This window comes from Sporolactobacillus pectinivorans (assembly GCF_002802965.1).
Lineage (GTDB): Bacteria > Bacillota > Bacilli > Bacillales > Sporolactobacillaceae > Sporolactobacillus > Sporolactobacillus pectinivorans.
On the sequence record NZ_NXGA01000001.1, the window covers coordinates 2,843,237 to 2,859,050 of the forward strand.

General features: G+C 45.6%; 20 protein-coding genes. All 20 read right to left on the reverse strand.

From position 1 onward, the window contains the following. Window position 1 precedes the first annotated feature (1 nt). Complete coding sequence (locus COP04_RS13815; RefSeq protein ID WP_100488551.1) at window positions 2-403, reverse strand: phage baseplate plug family protein; 402 nt, start codon at window positions 401-403, stop codon at window positions 2-4. Then, window positions 403-972, reverse strand: a complete 570-nt coding sequence (locus COP04_RS13820; protein ID WP_100488552.1) for a phage baseplate protein — start codon at window positions 970-972, stop codon at window positions 403-405. The genes COP04_RS13815 and COP04_RS13820 overlap by 1 nt, the downstream gene beginning before the upstream one ends. Further along, complete coding sequence (locus COP04_RS13825) at window positions 972-4,724, reverse strand: phage tail tape measure protein (RefSeq protein WP_100488553.1); 3,753 nt, start codon at window positions 4,722-4,724, stop codon at window positions 972-974. Before COP04_RS13825 ends, COP04_RS13820 begins: the two co-directional genes overlap by 1 nt. 243 nt (window positions 4,725-4,967) lie before the next feature. Further along, entirely contained in the window at window positions 4,968-5,225 is a 258-nt protein-coding gene (locus COP04_RS13830; RefSeq protein ID WP_100488554.1) for a hypothetical protein, read from the reverse strand. A 104-nt stretch (window positions 5,226-5,329) separates the two neighbouring features. Continuing rightward, the gene (locus COP04_RS13835) at window positions 5,330-5,731 is read right to left on the reverse strand and encodes a phage structural protein (protein WP_100488555.1); all 402 of its coding nucleotides are present in this window, start codon (window positions 5,729-5,731) and stop codon (window positions 5,330-5,332) included. Window positions 5,732-5,748: 17 nt separating this feature from the next. After that, entirely contained in the window at window positions 5,749-6,765 is a 1,017-nt protein-coding gene (locus COP04_RS13840; RefSeq protein ID WP_100488556.1) for a DUF3383 family protein, read from the reverse strand. A 15-nt stretch (window positions 6,766-6,780) separates the two neighbouring features. Next, the gene (locus tag COP04_RS13845) at window positions 6,781-7,254 is read right to left on the reverse strand and encodes a phage neck terminator protein (protein ID WP_100488557.1); all 474 of its coding nucleotides are present in this window, start codon (window positions 7,252-7,254) and stop codon (window positions 6,781-6,783) included. Then, window positions 7,251-7,619: a hypothetical protein gene (locus COP04_RS13850; protein WP_239984874.1), complete on the reverse strand. Its 369-nt coding sequence runs from the start codon at window positions 7,617-7,619 to the stop codon at window positions 7,251-7,253. Before COP04_RS13850 ends, COP04_RS13845 begins: the two co-directional genes overlap by 4 nt. A gap of 1 nt (window position 7,620) precedes the next feature. After that, window positions 7,621-8,145 carry a hypothetical protein gene (locus tag COP04_RS13855; RefSeq protein ID WP_100488558.1) on the reverse strand — a complete coding sequence of 175 codons (525 nt, stop codon included), beginning with the start codon at window positions 8,143-8,145 and terminating at the stop codon, window positions 7,621-7,623. A 13-nt stretch (window positions 8,146-8,158) separates the two neighbouring features. After that, complete coding sequence (locus COP04_RS13860) at window positions 8,159-8,518, reverse strand: phage head-tail connector protein (RefSeq protein WP_239984875.1); 360 nt, start codon at window positions 8,516-8,518, stop codon at window positions 8,159-8,161. After that, a complete protein-coding gene (locus COP04_RS13865) occupies window positions 8,511-9,455 on the reverse strand; it encodes a phage minor head protein (RefSeq protein ID WP_100488559.1) in 945 nt (314 codons plus the stop codon). The genes COP04_RS13860 and COP04_RS13865 overlap by 8 nt, the downstream gene beginning before the upstream one ends. A 15-nt stretch (window positions 9,456-9,470) precedes the next feature. Further along, window positions 9,471-9,779 (reverse strand): hypothetical protein, encoded by a 309-nt coding sequence (locus COP04_RS13870; RefSeq protein WP_100488560.1) that lies wholly within the window; start codon window positions 9,777-9,779, stop codon window positions 9,471-9,473. A gap of 28 nt (window positions 9,780-9,807) precedes the next feature. Then, the gene (locus tag COP04_RS13875; protein WP_100488561.1) at window positions 9,808-10,671 is read right to left on the reverse strand and encodes a phage major capsid protein; all 864 of its coding nucleotides are present in this window, start codon (window positions 10,669-10,671) and stop codon (window positions 9,808-9,810) included. Window positions 10,672-10,688: 17 nt separating this feature from the next. Then, the gene (locus COP04_RS13880) at window positions 10,689-11,384 is read right to left on the reverse strand and encodes a DUF4355 domain-containing protein (RefSeq protein WP_100488562.1); all 696 of its coding nucleotides are present in this window, start codon (window positions 11,382-11,384) and stop codon (window positions 10,689-10,691) included. 159 nt (window positions 11,385-11,543) lie between these two features. Then, window positions 11,544-11,810 (reverse strand): hypothetical protein, encoded by a 267-nt coding sequence (locus COP04_RS13885; RefSeq protein WP_100488563.1) that lies wholly within the window; start codon window positions 11,808-11,810, stop codon window positions 11,544-11,546. Window position 11,811: 1 nt separating this feature from the next. Further along, window positions 11,812-11,991 carry a hypothetical protein gene (locus COP04_RS13890; protein ID WP_100488564.1) on the reverse strand — a complete coding sequence of 60 codons (180 nt, stop codon included), beginning with the start codon at window positions 11,989-11,991 and terminating at the stop codon, window positions 11,812-11,814. A 32-nt stretch (window positions 11,992-12,023) separates the two neighbouring features. After that, the gene (locus tag COP04_RS13895; protein WP_100488565.1) at window positions 12,024-13,454 is read right to left on the reverse strand and encodes a phage portal protein; all 1,431 of its coding nucleotides are present in this window, start codon (window positions 13,452-13,454) and stop codon (window positions 12,024-12,026) included. Next, the gene (locus tag COP04_RS13900) at window positions 13,451-14,677 is read right to left on the reverse strand and encodes a PBSX family phage terminase large subunit (RefSeq protein ID WP_100488566.1); all 1,227 of its coding nucleotides are present in this window, start codon (window positions 14,675-14,677) and stop codon (window positions 13,451-13,453) included. The genes COP04_RS13895 and COP04_RS13900 overlap by 4 nt, the downstream gene beginning before the upstream one ends. Next, entirely contained in the window at window positions 14,664-15,506 is an 843-nt protein-coding gene (terS, locus tag COP04_RS13905; protein WP_100488567.1) for a phage terminase small subunit, read from the reverse strand. The genes COP04_RS13900 and terS overlap by 14 nt, the downstream gene beginning before the upstream one ends. Before the next feature lie 36 nt (window positions 15,507-15,542). Then, a complete protein-coding gene (locus tag COP04_RS13910) occupies window positions 15,543-15,770 on the reverse strand; it encodes a hypothetical protein (protein WP_100489692.1) in 228 nt (75 codons plus the stop codon). Window positions 15,771-15,814: the final 44 nt, after the last annotated feature.

Below are 15,814 nucleotides of genomic sequence, written 5' to 3' on the forward strand. Positions count from 1 at the left end.
ATCACCCTCCGTTGTTCAAGTCCGCATCATCGCTATTTCCAAGATCAGCCATGTTAGGGCCTGTTTCTGAGTCAGTATCATCCGGGAGATCGTCAATGCATAGAAATACAGTTGACCCAAAATTATCCCATGTGATCCGTTGAGTCTGCTCAGATTCATCGATGGGAATTAGATTCTCAGCTGGAAAGCTTTCTGGATTATTGATCTCGTTGAAAAGCGGCATATTCAGAATAAGCTTTTCTCCAGCAACGAGTACTTGACCTAAGGCATCGTAAAGAGTAGCCGTGAAGAAATCATTGGATTCGTTATAGTCGATGTCGATAAAAAATGTGTCGTTCTCAGATTCAAATTCAAACCGAAACGGCAACTGTGTTTTGTCGATATCAATATAATCATGATTCATTATTTCACCCTCATTCTCACGCCGATTGGAATTCGTCTGGCCGGCCATGGATTCCACTTTTCAAGCGTAGAAACTAGTGTACCATATTTCATCATCATTCCCCAGTACGTATTGCCAGATTTAACTTTAACATATACCTTAGATGACTTTTTTTTGATCGTTTTTTTCTTTTTACCAACCGTTTTTTTCTGTGTTTTCGCCTTCGCTTTTGTTGCAGTCCATTGCTCTTTAACGATACGAATATACTGCAGCTGGATACTGAGCGCAGATCCATTGCCCACATCGGCCGTCCGAGAATCATCAATGCTGATGATAATGACATTCGTCGCGATACAACGGCCGGTATAATGCAAGAGCGTGCCCTTGTTCAAGCAGTCTCTTAAATACTGAAGCTGCGTTTTATATCCGGTATCCGATAAGATGAACCCGTCCAGTGTCAACGTCTGAGGCTGGCGCTGGACATGATCAGTTATTGGTTCTCCAGAATCGACCGGATACGCAGTAGCCTGGACGGATGTATTCAGCTTTTCAGATTCGATTAACAGGTCAACATTTCCGAGCTTTGCCATCAGATAGCCACCTCTGGCTCATAAAGATTCTTCAATTCAGTATATTGCTTGTCCAATTCATCCTTCACAGCTTGCCGCACGCCATCAGAACTGCTGTTATTATTGTCTACGGTAATCGTCACTTGAGGGCTGTAAACGATCGATCGATTTGATCGGTTATAAGTCATCGTCTGCGAGTTGTCCGGAGCATAGGCCTGAGACAGGGCCCCAGTATTTCCTGAACCTGGCTGAATGCCAAGTGCTTGGCCCAGCTGATTATACAGACCAAGTGAACGATTACGCAGAGCCGGTTCTGTAGAAATGACGTATTCCGGATATCTATGCTCAGCCAATGATGCAACCTGAGGTTGACTTGCGACGCCGCCGGTTGCATAGCCTTTATATGCACCGCCGTGCATCATCGAAACGATGCCCGGAACATTAAATGCCGTTCCATATCTCGCTTTGATATAGCCGATTGCCGCGATGATATTGTCCACTGGATTCAGAATATCCGTGTGCCCTTTCTGAGCATAGGCGTTGAATGTGCTCTGAATAGTCTGCATCAGACCCATTGATGGATGACCAGCTTTGGCATTGCTGTCCCATCCGTTCACGGCCCGCGGATTTCCTCCAGATTCCTTCATGGCAATTGTTTCAAGAGCGCTTGTCCAGCTTGCAGGGGCGCCGGACAGCTTCAGAGCCTGCGCTACCCATGCTTTAACAGCTGTTGATCCGCCGCCACCGGTAAGACTGCCCATGATCGAATTAAAGAAGTTTCCGATCCCAGACTTAACCTTATCGATCATACCGTTTATGATGCCGACAGGAATGGCTGTCAGACCGTTCATGTTGACGAACTTACCCACGATCATATTGAACATTTTTCCGGGATCGCTCAGGTAACTCCACGCATCAACTGCTGTGTTTTTGACAGCATTTCCAACGGATTTAACTCCGTTCCAGACAGATGAAGCCGCATTACTGATCCAGCTGCCAACACCGCCTGCAAAATGCGGTAATGCACCAAGCAGACGCTCTGTTTTATCACCATTGAGCACCTGCGTACCGCGTGGTAGATCATAGAGTGTACTCTGTGCTGGGCTTAGTCCCATCTGACCAGCCGGTGTTCGAAAAAGTTCATTCTTCCCACCATCGCCAAGTATCGAAGGACCTCCGGGAGCCCCATCAGTTCCGTTTGCGAATTTTGGAGGTGTCCAGTAAGGGATCCGTAGTTTTTTCGGTGCACTGACTTTGTCCAGGATCCAGTTAATGCCTGCCGATACACCGTTAACTGCTCCGGCGATCCCGCCGACCAGACCGTTTCCTATCGCCTTTGCCCCGTTGACCGCCAGGCTAAGCATGTCACCCATGATCGTTTTGAATCCGGATTTCAAATCGTTCCAGATATTCCCGACCATATTTTTGAGATCAGTCCACGCTTTGCCCCATTTTCCTGTCAGAAGATCAAGCCCGACCGTAATGATGCCACTGACTAAATGCCATCCAACTTTCACCCATGTCACAATAATGTCAAAAACTAATTTGACTGCTGAAGCAAAGGTATTCCAAATGCTTCGCCATGAGTTTTTCAATACGCCTAAAGCGATGCTTATTGCTAGAAAAAGAGGGAATAAGGTGACATGGACAATCGTTTTCATGACATTGAAAACAGTCCGCAAAACGGTGCTTAACTGCGGCCAAATGGATTTCCACCAGCTTTGTACCGTGCGAAGTCCGCTCACTATGACGCCTGAAACCGCAGACATAGCACTTCCGACAGATGAACGAATAACTGAAAATGCACTAACGGCAATGCTCTTCAGTGTATTGAATATCGATCGAACGGCATTAATTTTCATAATACTGCCAAAAATACTGTTAAAGAGATTACTGAAGAATGTCTTAATTGACGACCAATTTTTGATTACAAGATATGCTCCAGCAGCCAAGGCCGCGACTCCTAGCACAATCAACGTTACTGGCCAAAGGGCAGCAGATAGAGCAGCACCAAATCCCCCGACTGCGACTGTAGATGTTCCCGCAGCCACAGTAGTTGCCATAAACGAAGGTGCAAGTGTCGCTACAGTCATTCTTAACGCCGCTATTGTTATTCCTAGTCCTATAAGAGCTCCAGTTCCAATTAATGCTGCCGCCGTAAATGCAGTGAGAACAATCAGCGCTATTTTAATCGGCGCTGGTAACCTGATCATAAAATTAATTACATTCGTCAATACACCAATAAGTGCCGTCAGCGAAGGAAGAACTAAGTTTCCAAATGCAATGCCCATTGTTTCCGCAGATCCTCGCAGTTGTTCGACAGATCCTTTGAATGTATCCATCTTCTGCTTTGCCACATCGGCCGCTTTAATCTTGCTCATGCTTGTGGCCATGGAATCGATGCCCTTGGCACCTGCCTGATATAAAATGTTGGCACTCCGAATGGCATCCGAACCAAAAATCGTATACAGGGCTTGCTGACGTTGTTCACTATTAAGATTATGCAAATGGGACTGTAAAATTTGAGCAATATCAGACATGCTCTTAATCTGCCCATTGGTGTTATAAAAAGCTGAATGGATTGCCCCAGTTGATGATGTAAGCTTGACAAACTCTTTCGTAGCCGTAGCCGATCCAACTTTAGAGTCAGATAGCTTTGCAGCTAGTTTCTGCAATTGATCGTTTAGATCTGTGCTATTGGTTGATAATGGTCTGACCCCATTATCTCTCAGTGCTTGCATTGCCTTACTTGTGTTCATAGTCATCAAGCCCAGGTTTTCAAACTCATTGTAAGCCGTATTTGTCATTGGCGTCAGATTCATCAACATCTGTTTGAGAGAAGTACCGGCATCGGAACCCTTCAAACCATTTTGCGCCATCACAGCCAAACCTGCAGCAGTATCTTTCATCGAAAGACCAACGCTGGCCGCTACTGTACCAGCCATGGACAAGGAGAACTTCAAATCATTTACATCAGTCGCACTTGCGTTTGCCGCACCGGCCAATATATCCGCTGCCTTGGCTACAGTCATGCCTCGATCGTGGAAAGTATTCAGCGCGGTTGATGCGATATTTGCGGCATCAGTCAGATTAAGATCACCAGCAGTCGCAAGGGAAAGAGCGCCGGCCAGACCTCCTTGCATAATCTGTGACGTAGTAAGCCCGGCTTTCGCCAATTCACCTTCGGCTTGCGCTGCTTCCGTCGCGGAGTACTTTGTCTTTATGCCTTGCTGAATAGCAAGATCAGACAGCGCTGAACTATATTTTTTCACATCAGTCGGATCCATTACAGACTTGGCATCTGCCATCGCTTGATCAAAGTCGGCAGCAGATTTAACCGTATAACCGACAGCTTTACCGACACCATAACCAGCAGCCGTCATTGCCATGCCGGCCATCATGATATCGCCCATATTAGCGTGAATGCGCTGGGATAGTGTCGCGGATTCCGTGCCCATGCCATGCATGCTATGAGTCATGCTAGACATGTGCTGATCTGCAGTCGCAGCCGTTTGCCCCATTTCTTGTATATGACCGGAGGCTGTTCCGGCTGCCCTGGCTGCATTATTCATGGCCTGCGTTGCGCTATTAGATGCATTGCTGACACCGCTCATTGAGCTTCTTGCGCTATCCAGGGGTTTCAGAGCCTGGTCCAGAATGGAGCCCATTTTCTGAGCTTGCTTTGTGATATTATCGATCATGTCATTGATCTGCTGCAGAGGCTTTATATTACCAAGAATATTAACTTCTACGCTTGTCTCACGAAGTGCCATTCAGTTTCCCCCCTTGCTCTGAAATCGCAAATAAAAAAAGAGCGCCGTTTTTTCAGCACTCATTTCTTATTTGACTGCTTTTTAACTTGATCGATCGTTATGTCCAAAGCCGCATTACATTCCATCAAATCGTCTGTAGACATCCGACATGCTTCTTCATAAGTTAATTTCTCACTCATGATGGGCCGCCAGAAATACCAGTTTTCACTGGCCTTTTTTCTGTAGTAACCGTGTGTCTGCAGTTTAGGAATTAAGAAACGTGGCAGCCTCACCCATCACATCGTTAAAGCCGTTGTGGTCATTCCAGTAATCCCAGTTCACTTTCGGCTCGACAATGACCAGACTCATGATGTCGGCATAATATTTTTCTTCAATCAGCTGACCAGTTGTTGCGTTCTTATTCCGGTCACGCATTTTTACAGCCTCTCGAATACCAGGATGCTGGAAGGTGTATTTTTCGCCTTCAATTTCAATAGTTTTCTTTTCGCCAAACTTGGCCATGGGCTTTTTCTCCTCTTTTGATATGGATTCAATATGACGAAAGACGGCCGCTTGTGGCCGTCTTCTCTGATTTTTATTGATCTGTCTTTTCCGCGTCATTCACATCACGACGCATTGTAGTCAAACACGGTAAAGTCAAATTCACGGTCTTCAACGGCGTTTGAAAACTTGGAATCTGCCGGCTGTTTAATCAGTGCCTGAGTACCACCGAATTTTTCCTTGATATCATTTGCCGAAGTTACCCAGATCGGAAAAGGTGTCTTTGACTTCGCTAGCTGATTCAGGTACGTAACAGACGGCGATGTCTGCATCAGCGTGACTTTGATTGTACCAAGATTATTATTGTTAATGGCTACCCCAACCGATCCCTGAGCAGAGACCTTTGTGGTAAAGCTATCATTATCTTTGCTGCACTGAACCAGAGCGCCGTCTGAAAACCCGACAAGTGCAATGCCATTCACAGATACAGTCACGAGATTTGGATCATAAGTACGTACATCAGTCATGATTTATCATTCCTCCCTTATGCGGCAATTTCGCCGGTAATAGTGGCCGTATGAATTGCCCCGGCCAGATCGAAGCTGAACGATAGGCCATTATAGATTCTGTTGGCTCGGTCAGATATGGATACCTCATCGCGTGTCAGAGCCGTGACAGAAAAGATTGGCTGGTCATCTTTGTCTGCAGCAATAATGCCATTCCTGAATGCGGTCTGAAGAACGTTCGTCACCGCACCTTCCAGCAGTCCAATACCTTGGTTGTCATAAGGCACTTTTGGTGCATTTTGGAGTACCGTCTGCACGTCATTCTCCATGTTGACTTTGATCCAGTCTTTGCTGTGAATGACGTCGATATATTCGCCGGATCCAACGATGCCCTCGCTGGTCTGAGCAACACCGGCTTTTGTGATATAGCAGATCGCACCATCCGTGTGAATTGCTGTGACTTCAGTTACTGTGAAGTCTTGTGGAGTAATGCCGACCAAAGACTTGAACTTCCAGGTAATGCTTCCGACCGGAAGTGATCCACAAGCGCCAACAAGTGCGGCGTCTGGATTTTCATCAGCAGCAGGATGATAAAAGACAATGGTCCGGTCATATGTTTTGAACGCGGCACGATCCGCCTCTGTGTCAACCTTGATGACCAGCATCTTAACACCGAAACCTTCCACGATCTGCGCCACGGCGACTTTATCGGCCTGGACAGCATCTGCTAGAATTAGGAATTCCCAGTCCTTTTCTTTATAAGCGTTGACCGCCTCAACCAACTTATAACCTGGAGTCGTTCCACCGTCAGAAGTCGGATCATAGTTTGCGATATATATCTGATCTGGCCGGTTGCTACCCTGTGAAAAAATAGCTGCAGCTTTTTTATAGGCATTGGTTGTGTCTGCATAATCGACTTTTACGGAATCAAGATCAGAATAAGCCTTATAAACCGGATCACCCGCTTTATCAGCCAATATTAAAGGCCGCCCCAATCCGATCAGGGCAGCCGGTTTAACAAGATTGATGTTGACTGTAACATCTTGAAGTGGCATATTAATGCCTCCTTATTAATTTGTATTTGTAGGATTCGATACCGTATCAATTGTCTCAACATCTACGTCTTCATAGACATTAACAACTCTGATACGTAGATCAAAGCCGGCATTCCGCTCAGTATCGACCGTGAGAAATGTATCTCTCGCACTGGCATTCGTTACGCTAACAATGACGATGCCCTGATCTCCTAGGATCTGACGCACAGATGCTGATTTCAACATGACTGCTGTCTGCACAGCGAGATTCAGGGCATCTGCATGCTTTTGAGCATGCCAAGTAAATGAGATCACTGCCTCAACTGTCTCAGTCAATGATTCCGGCTGATTATTACCGGTGCCAATGGGAATATAAGGTGTAATCACGTTGAATGTGCAGAATGGATAGTCCGGCTGGGGGCCGGTACCGTTACTGACGATAACCGGATGACCGAACTTATTCTGGATCACATTGATTAGTGCTGTGTTGATTGCTTTGTAATCAATCATGAGGAACCACCGCCCGCTTGCACCTGCGTGTCATCCGACTTGAGAACATATTGATCAAAATCCGCATAATCACTGTATGGCGTTTTCGAGACAACCGTATAATGTGCTTCCCCATAGTTAACCTTGCTTCGGAGCGGAATCATCATGTCCGTGTAAAGCGTCCGGTCAAATTGAGTTAGCGTTCCTCCACTCTGATAAATCAGCGACTGAGGAAGGGGAACAATTGCACCGTGTCCATCAATTTCAGCAGGATCATCCGGAACCCATTCGCCGCCGTCATAGTGACCGGCGTTCGGGTCATCAATCATTAATTTAAAACCCACATTATATTTATCAATGAGTCTCTTGAACTTGTATAAGGCCATCTCAATCCACCTCGTAGTCCATAGCGCCGATCATCTCACCTGTATCAACCAACGGATTTGAGGATCCCTTTTGTGCGACAGTGAACGGATGGTTCGGTGGACTGTTCAGATCACGGGCATATTGCTGCAGCTTACCTTTAGATTCTAGACCGATTACATCAAGTAGCTTATCAATTGGGAAACTAGCCTGAATCACCTCATTCAACAGACTATCCAGCTTATCCAGGACATCGTTCTCAGCATTATCCCATCCCGATCGGATGAATGATCGTTCAGGAATGTTGATAAACTTTGTGTCCTTCTTGAGAAACAGGCCTTGTGATGCCAAATAGGCCCGCATCTTATCCGTAACGGGTATCTTGCAACCAAACTCTTGAATAGCTGCTAGATTCCCAAGTGTGATATCTGAATCCCCGCTCTTCTTGTCTGCATTGGAACCAAAGTAACCGATCTTGATTTTATGGTCTTGATTGAACGCTTTGAGTAGATCCCCTATCTTGCTCTGATCCTTGATCTTTACTCCCATTTGCTTCACCACCTTAAACAAAATGCACTTTTCGATAGGGACGCCATAGGGTATAAACACGTCCATATCGTAATGTCGGATCTGAAGAAAAGGTCTGGCTCATACCGCCGATCGTTTCGGAGATAACTGAAGCATCGGCTGGATCACTATTCATATCCATCTTAATCATCAGAGCAATACCTTTTTTGATCGAAGCCGGCATACTTGGATTACCATTTGTATCGTAAAAATCCCGATGACACCAGTCACAGGCTTCGACCACCGCATCATCTAGGTCACTCTGAAGTTTGGCATTTTGTGAGGTATCATCTAAAGCAATACCAAGCCGCGTTTTCAGTTCGTCCAGCGTCATTAATTCATTTGGATCAGTCAACGGAGAACATCCCTTTCTTGAGCTTGTTCAGCGAAGGATCTATACCGACAATTTTATATAGCGCTATACAGCGGCACCTAATGTCATTGGCCGGATCACCACTTTGGGAAGGCACTTGGGCTTGTATTCCCCATCCGAGATCAAATGATTGATCAACTTCCCTAGTCTGACCTTCCATGACCACGTGATTTGCCCCAGGGCGATGCCGAACTCGGCTATCACCCATATTCATCCATGATTTCTGCATCTTAATGCCTTGAGCGTTCGCGTTCATGGCACTGTCATATGAAGCTGTCTCTCTGACCCGGTGCCCTTCGGTCTGAGCAATTGTTGTCGCGCGGTTGAAACTCATATCAAAAGCATTCTGAATATCCTTCGCCATGGCAGTATAGCCTTTTTTCTCGATGAATCCTCGCTCCAAGGCCTGTTTAATGTCCTGGATAATCATATTCCGATTTCGTTCCAGAGCCGGATCCAGCTTCAACCCTCGAATATCATCTTTTTCAAGCGCATCCAGAAGCTTGCTGACCTGACTGCTCGGCCTGCTCTGCATAAGCCGGATGACCTTAGCATCAGGCGTATCTGATAGTGGGAATGGTCGACCAATGGCTTTTTTTACACCTGTTTCAATACTGCCCTTTTGAGCATCAAAGGCATAAATATAAACGGCAATCAACAGGCCCAGAACAGAGCTCCGATTCTGCTGGTGCAGTTTATCAGCCTGTTGTATGACCAGGTTTTCAAGCCGGGCCAGATCGTTAAATCGATTCACGTCGGCAAAGCTCAGTTCGTCACTGCCGCTTTTCATGTAGACTCGTGAGAGTTCGGCAATCATCTTGTCCAATGATGTTTTATACTGCCGGCCGATGTCCCGAATGATTCGGTCTTCGTACTTGGTGAGGTAATCGACAAGCTGTTTTGCTTCATCCTTTGTCATCGATTACCCCTCCGCTCATTTTGCAGGACTCGCAGCAGGCTGCTGATCAACCGAATCCTGGCTGTTTGCTTCAGTTACAGCTTGCTCGTCAGTCTGGTCACCGTTCAGTGCTTTGATCAGTGCATCCTTATTCAAGGACTGATAACCCGGAACGGCCTTATCGGCTGCCCGCTTTCTCAGTGCTTCGACAGTCAGTTCTGCTAGGTTCACAGCCGAATCTGCTGATGGTTCAGCAGATTCATAATCTTTATCTTTCAGCAACCGTTTTCCCTGTTCATCAGGAACAAACCATTTTTTGTTGGTACGAGTATTTTTAACCCACATCAGCTTTCACTCCCATCAGATAATTTCATCAAGCCGGGCGAGCCGCACTCAGCACAGCAAGTGCTTCAGGATGTACCGTCTTGCAGCCGTACATGTGAAGGCCTTTTACTGCATCAGCAAAGCGCTTTTCTGGGCGGTACGCTTCAACACTGTTGATCTGTTCCGCAAAAGAAAGAGCCATAGCGTGGCCGGCAATGATCTTATAATTATCCAACACACCGGAACCGGCTGGGATGTGTGGCGCATTGTTCGATTTCAGGATGCTGAATCCTGCCGCTTGGCCAACCTGACCATTGAGTAGACGAATCGCTGAATTCATGTCGCCCGACTTCACAAAGCGGTCATCTTTCAGCAGTAGCCCTTCATACCATGGTGGAATAACTACATAGCGTCCCTGCTCTGGCACATCAGCTTCATCCAGTTTAGTAGATAGATCGACAAGTGCTTCATAAGCGGTCGTTTTATCAACAGATGACGGAGCAGCGTCTGTACCAATTGTGTTGCTGGCATCAGTATAATGACTTGCAATGAACTTGTCGGCTACATTTCTAAGCCCATATCCTGCTTTCTGCATCGCCGCATCCATGACTTTAGGATTCTGCTGAGCCTTGTCGACATCATCAACCTGAAAGTTAAAGAACTTTGACTGAGTGATGACCAGCTGGCGAGTGTCCCCGTCCAGCGTTTCGGGATCAGACATGTTCGTGTTTTTGGTATAATCGCCAATCGTGACATCACCGATTTCCTGGATATTGACCGTGTCACCCTGTGCAGAAATTTCGCCTTCATAATCTCGATTGACCACATTCAGCTGACCAAAAACAAGCGTATTCTGCAGTGCAAGCAACAGCCGTGCACTCCAGATTTTTGGAATAAATGCGTCTAGTGCCATGTTTGTTCACTCTCCTGTTATGATTTTAATAGTTTCTGAACTTCGTCCCACCGCTTGTTGATTTCCTCGGCAGTCATTTTATTCACATCTTCAAGTGTCAGCGTTGTTCCTTGGCTACCACTTGCCGGCGGTGTCCCGCCATTCTGTTTGAACTTATCGTTCACAATCTTTTGTTCAAAGGCCTTGAAAGCCTCTTCTAGCTTTCCGATGTTAGCCGTTGTTGACTCTTCATCCTTGCCCAAAAAGAAGTCGACAAGATCGGCTGGCAATCCTTTAGCTGTCGCTGCAGTCAGAGCCTTGCTTTTGAGCGCTTCTCTGGACCGCTCTTTCTCCGATTCCTCGAACTTTTGTTTCAGTTCGCGAAGTGCTTTTTGCTCTGGCGTTTCTGCTGGGTACCGCTTGGAAATTTCGTTCTCAAGAATCTCAGGAAGAGACTTTTCCTTGAAGGTATTAATGCCTTGCGTCACGCGGCTGTCAGCAAATGAATTCAACCACTTCTTGCCGCCTTCATCCTCATTCAGGAACTTCTGTACCGATTCAAGTGTCAGTTGAGACCCTTGGCCGTTACTTGCTCCTGCCGGTGGTGTCGGTGGATCGGCAGGTGGATCGCCTGCCGGTGCCGGGGGTGTTGACCCAGGCGGTGTTGGATTACCTCCTTGTGGCTCTGCAAAATACTGCAGGCGAAGCGGATATCTCAAAAGACTTGTTTTCATGTTTCTTCCTCCTTGCCCTGGGCAGTTCCACGATGGCCCTGCGACAGTTCAAATAGTGGTTTTCGTACTGTTCTTTAAGGACTGCAGAACGAAAAAAAGTCCATGAAAAAAGCACCCTCGAAAGGATGCCTTAAATTCGCAAACGTCTGCGAATTTAGTTCAATATATCTCAGGTTTATAGAGTCTTGATAGATTTTTAAATTCTTTGTCAATCGCTTGCTTGACGACTTTCTCAATTCCTTCAAAATTAACCCTCACGCTAAGATCACTCAGTGTTTTTGAATCATGTACCCCTGATCGATACTGACTTTCCATCAATACAGCTATCAGATCAAGCTGCTGAGCAGTTAATGAATTCAATTCAGGATATCCGATCAGCGTAGCAAAATGCCGTGAATATTGTTTATATTCAATGCCCTCTGCCATGTCATTTAAACCCATTCAACTTATTCGAGAGTTCACCGGCAATGTACAGTGCCTGTTTTTCCTCAAATCCCTGAACAATCAGTTCATCGTAGTATTTCTTCACCATCTGAGCGATCAGATAAAAGTTTTCCTTTACCACGTCGACGTTCAGCTCAGCTTCAAGCCTTTTGTGTGCTTCCAATCGGCTCACTCCTTTGTGGGTTTGTTTGGATCTTAGCTATTTGGAACAGTTTTTGCCAAATCATTCATTGGTAAAGTTGAATTCATCGGTCCATACACACTCTCAGCCTGACTTGCTGTGTCCTCATGCATCCGGTCCATCTCCTCCTGAACGTTCGTGATAAACGGTAACAGGCTCAATCGTGTTTCCTCGCTGACAAGGCCTTTCAATGCTCCAGAAGCCTGAGCATCAGAAAGAATATCATCCGGGAGATTTCGCTTGAACTGAAACGTCATCTGCAGATAATCGTCCGGTTTAGCCAACCGTTTCTTGGCCCATGTGGAACACAATAATTTGAACTGATACCTCAGCCCAGCTGTCATTTTTCGCTCCATGGTAATGGATTTATGCTCAAGAGCCATTAACTTGTACCGCATGGCCACACCGGTAACAGTCGTCCCAAATGACTTATCCGAAAAATTCACTGTCTTGGCGAATCTCATGATGTTCTCTTCCAAGCGATTTAAGTGGTGCTCAATAATATTATCGTTCAGGTCCTTTGTCAGATATTTCACGTCCTGAGTTTCATCATCCAGATTAATGACTCCGGTGCGTTTCATGTTTTGCTGATCTTCCTCATCCAGGAAGGCGCCTTTTGCGACCAAGTAAGCCAGTCGGTATTGCTCAATCTCATTACTGACATCGCTCAGGGTCCGGTCATATGCGTCGATAAGTTGCAACACCTTCTCAGCATCGCCTTTAAGTTCCTGATTGTTCGGAACGCCAAACAACGGACAGTAATCAAACATGTGCGATTTGCTCTCAATCAACGAATAATCGGCTCCGTCAGTCGATTCGAAGTGGTAAATCGTACTATCATCGTAGAAATCAGCATTGTAAATGGTCAGCCTATCGTCCGGATTACTGTTATCGTAACCCCATTTGAAAGTTTCATAATAGCGCAGGGCGTACATCGGATTCGTCATATCGTCCGTCATCGAAAGGATGATTGTTTCCCATGGATTCACTGTCATCAAAGCTTCTTTTCCATCCGGATCGATATAAAGTAACCGGGCACCGTATCCGCAAATAGTTGCTTTCTTACCTAACTCACTATCGGCGTCTTCAATGTTATTCCGCTTGTTGAAATCCGATAGGGTCTCGGTCAATCCAGTTGCTTCGTCAATGCCATATGAGATTGGATTACCGAATAGATACCCCACTTTAGTATCCGCGATCTCGGCGTCAAATGAGTTATTGATTTTGTTGTTGACCTTATCATCAATCCGAGTAGTAGTTTGTCCTTTGACATCCTCATATTTGATCGGCTGTCGTGTTAGAATCGGAACTCCTTTGACTGATGCTTTATATCGCTCGTACAGCCGCACCATGCGATCATGATCCTGTTTGTGATCATTGATCATCACTCGGATAATCTCGCTTGTAATGCCGTCCTGTTCAATCAAAGGGATATATTCATTCATGTACTCACCTTCTTTCCTGTACGCCGTCTGTATGGCTTGATCATGGAATAGAGCGCGTACCGGATAGCATCCAACACGTCATCCCATAACTTAACCGGTTGCCCTGTCGTCTCATTCCAGACATACATGTAAATCTCTTTACGGAAACGCTGAACACGATCTTTAACGATAAACAGCTTCTTTCGCTTAAACAACCGTGCAACTTCTTCAATTCCTGAAATGACCTCTTTGTCTGCATTGATCGCATGAAAATGCTCTCGCCTTAAACGCTTGATATGTTCAGGTCGTGCTGTATCACAATAAAAACGGATGTCACCATAGCGGCTCTTTATTCCGCTGGCGACGTCCACCCAGTAATCAATCTCTTCAAATTGTTTGGCATGTTCCTCGATTAAGTAGAAATTACCTTGATCATCTTCACCGATGACAACCATCACTCCGTGGTGATCATAACCAAAATCGACTCCAGCGAAGTATTTAACAAAATTGATCTTGCTCAGTTTGGATTCGCTGATATAATGAATATCCTTGTTGAAATCTTTGTAGACGACTCCTTCAGCTGCACACCAGATACCATTAATATCTCGATCATAGAACATGCCACTTGGTGTTGTCGCCTTGATGTTTTCCCGGTATCGCTCGTTCAGAAATGTGTTATCCTCCAGTACGAAGTGAAAGTCCACAATACTTTTATCCGGATTGTCGATATAATCTCTTTTCAGCCAATGTTCCGGTTGATCCGGATTCGTATCAATCAGGATTCGCGCTCCGTTGGCCGAGCATCGCGATTTGATTTCATTAAAGACTTCCTCATTGGCAAGCGAACCTTCATTAATGTACGCTCCGTAAGCAGTCATACCTCGAATTCTGTTCAAGTCGTTGATCTTGCTGTGGCCAGTACAGACAACAAGTACGCCGAACAGTTTAAAACGGTTGTACTTGTCCATGTGGAAGTTAATGCCGTATTTGTTGGTCAACTCTATTAAGACGTTCTTTGCTAAGTTTCCCAGGTTCGCGCCAGCAAGAATGTACTGCGGATTCTCCACGCCTTCATTCGTCGCAATGTGCTTGACACGTTTCAGCTCATAAAGGAACAAGTCATTGTCGATAACCGTCTTACCGGTTCGCTTCGCTCCGTGATTAATCAGCATGAAATAATCATGGTTGAAGGCGTATCGGAGAACTTCCTGCTGCTTCGGCGTATAGAGTTCACTCAGAGCCATCTCTGAACGCCTCCTCCAGCCTATCTAGGAGATTGCCAACTTTGTCCTCTGTATTTGCCCCGGTGTCAGTTGATGCCCGTATCTGGTCAATACGAGCCTGCATAAGATCACCTTTTAACTTTTTCTCATCATCCATCTTGATGATTTCTTGCTTTTGCTTAATCGCCTTTATCAGTTTGTCTGTCACTCGAGTTAATGCTTCTTCAAGACTTAAGATATCATCAATCTTTTTGAATTCCGTTTCCTCTACTTGTGTGACGACCAGTTTCTGCGTCTGAACAGGAACCTTTATTTCGGTACCGTCTTTTTCCACAGCACGTACGTCTTTGACTCTGCGTAACTCTTTAAGCTCGCGCCGTTCTTTTTCGGTCAATCCATCTTCAATACGCTTGATTCGTTTCATCATTCGACGCTGTCGAATAGTCAGTTCACGAATGGTCATATCAATTTGAATCAGCGGATCCGTTGTAATTGCAGAGAATAGGGCCTTCTCATCTTCATCCAAGTAGTCCCACATAAGCGTTTCAAACTCGCCAGTTCTTACAGCGTTCTTGTTTCCTTTCGGTGCGTGGCCACCTGCATTACCTTTTGCATTTTGATTGCCGAACGGAGCACCACGCGTACCATTTGAACGATTAGGAGCGCTCCTTTTCGATTTAGGAGCGCTCCCTTTCAATTCGTTATCCCATTTGTCCTGAGCCTTCCACTTTCGAATGGTGCTCGGCGTGATACCCATTTGTTCTGCAAGGTCGACCAGCTTTAGCTTCCCGGCGTTTTTCAACCATATGTCTTTTGCATTATCGCGTCTTGGATCTCTCGGTCTTGCCACGTCACATCACCGCCACCTCCACGATTGAGTTTATATTTATAACTCGTCCTTCTGAAGTTGAAGGTCTATTTCAATGAGTTTCTTCAAATCATCTACTGAGGTAATTTTGATTTGCCCTTTTTGAAAGTCCTTAATCCATTGAGCAATACCGGCCTGAACAATCTTTCTGTATTTTTCTTTTGAGGTAGCAATTCCTGTAAGAACTTCTATTTCATGTTGCAGCAAATCATTTTGCGAACATTTGTTTTCATTTTCTATTGCCAGCACCCCATTCCTAAATTAAAATAGGAAACGAGATAGTGGTCTAC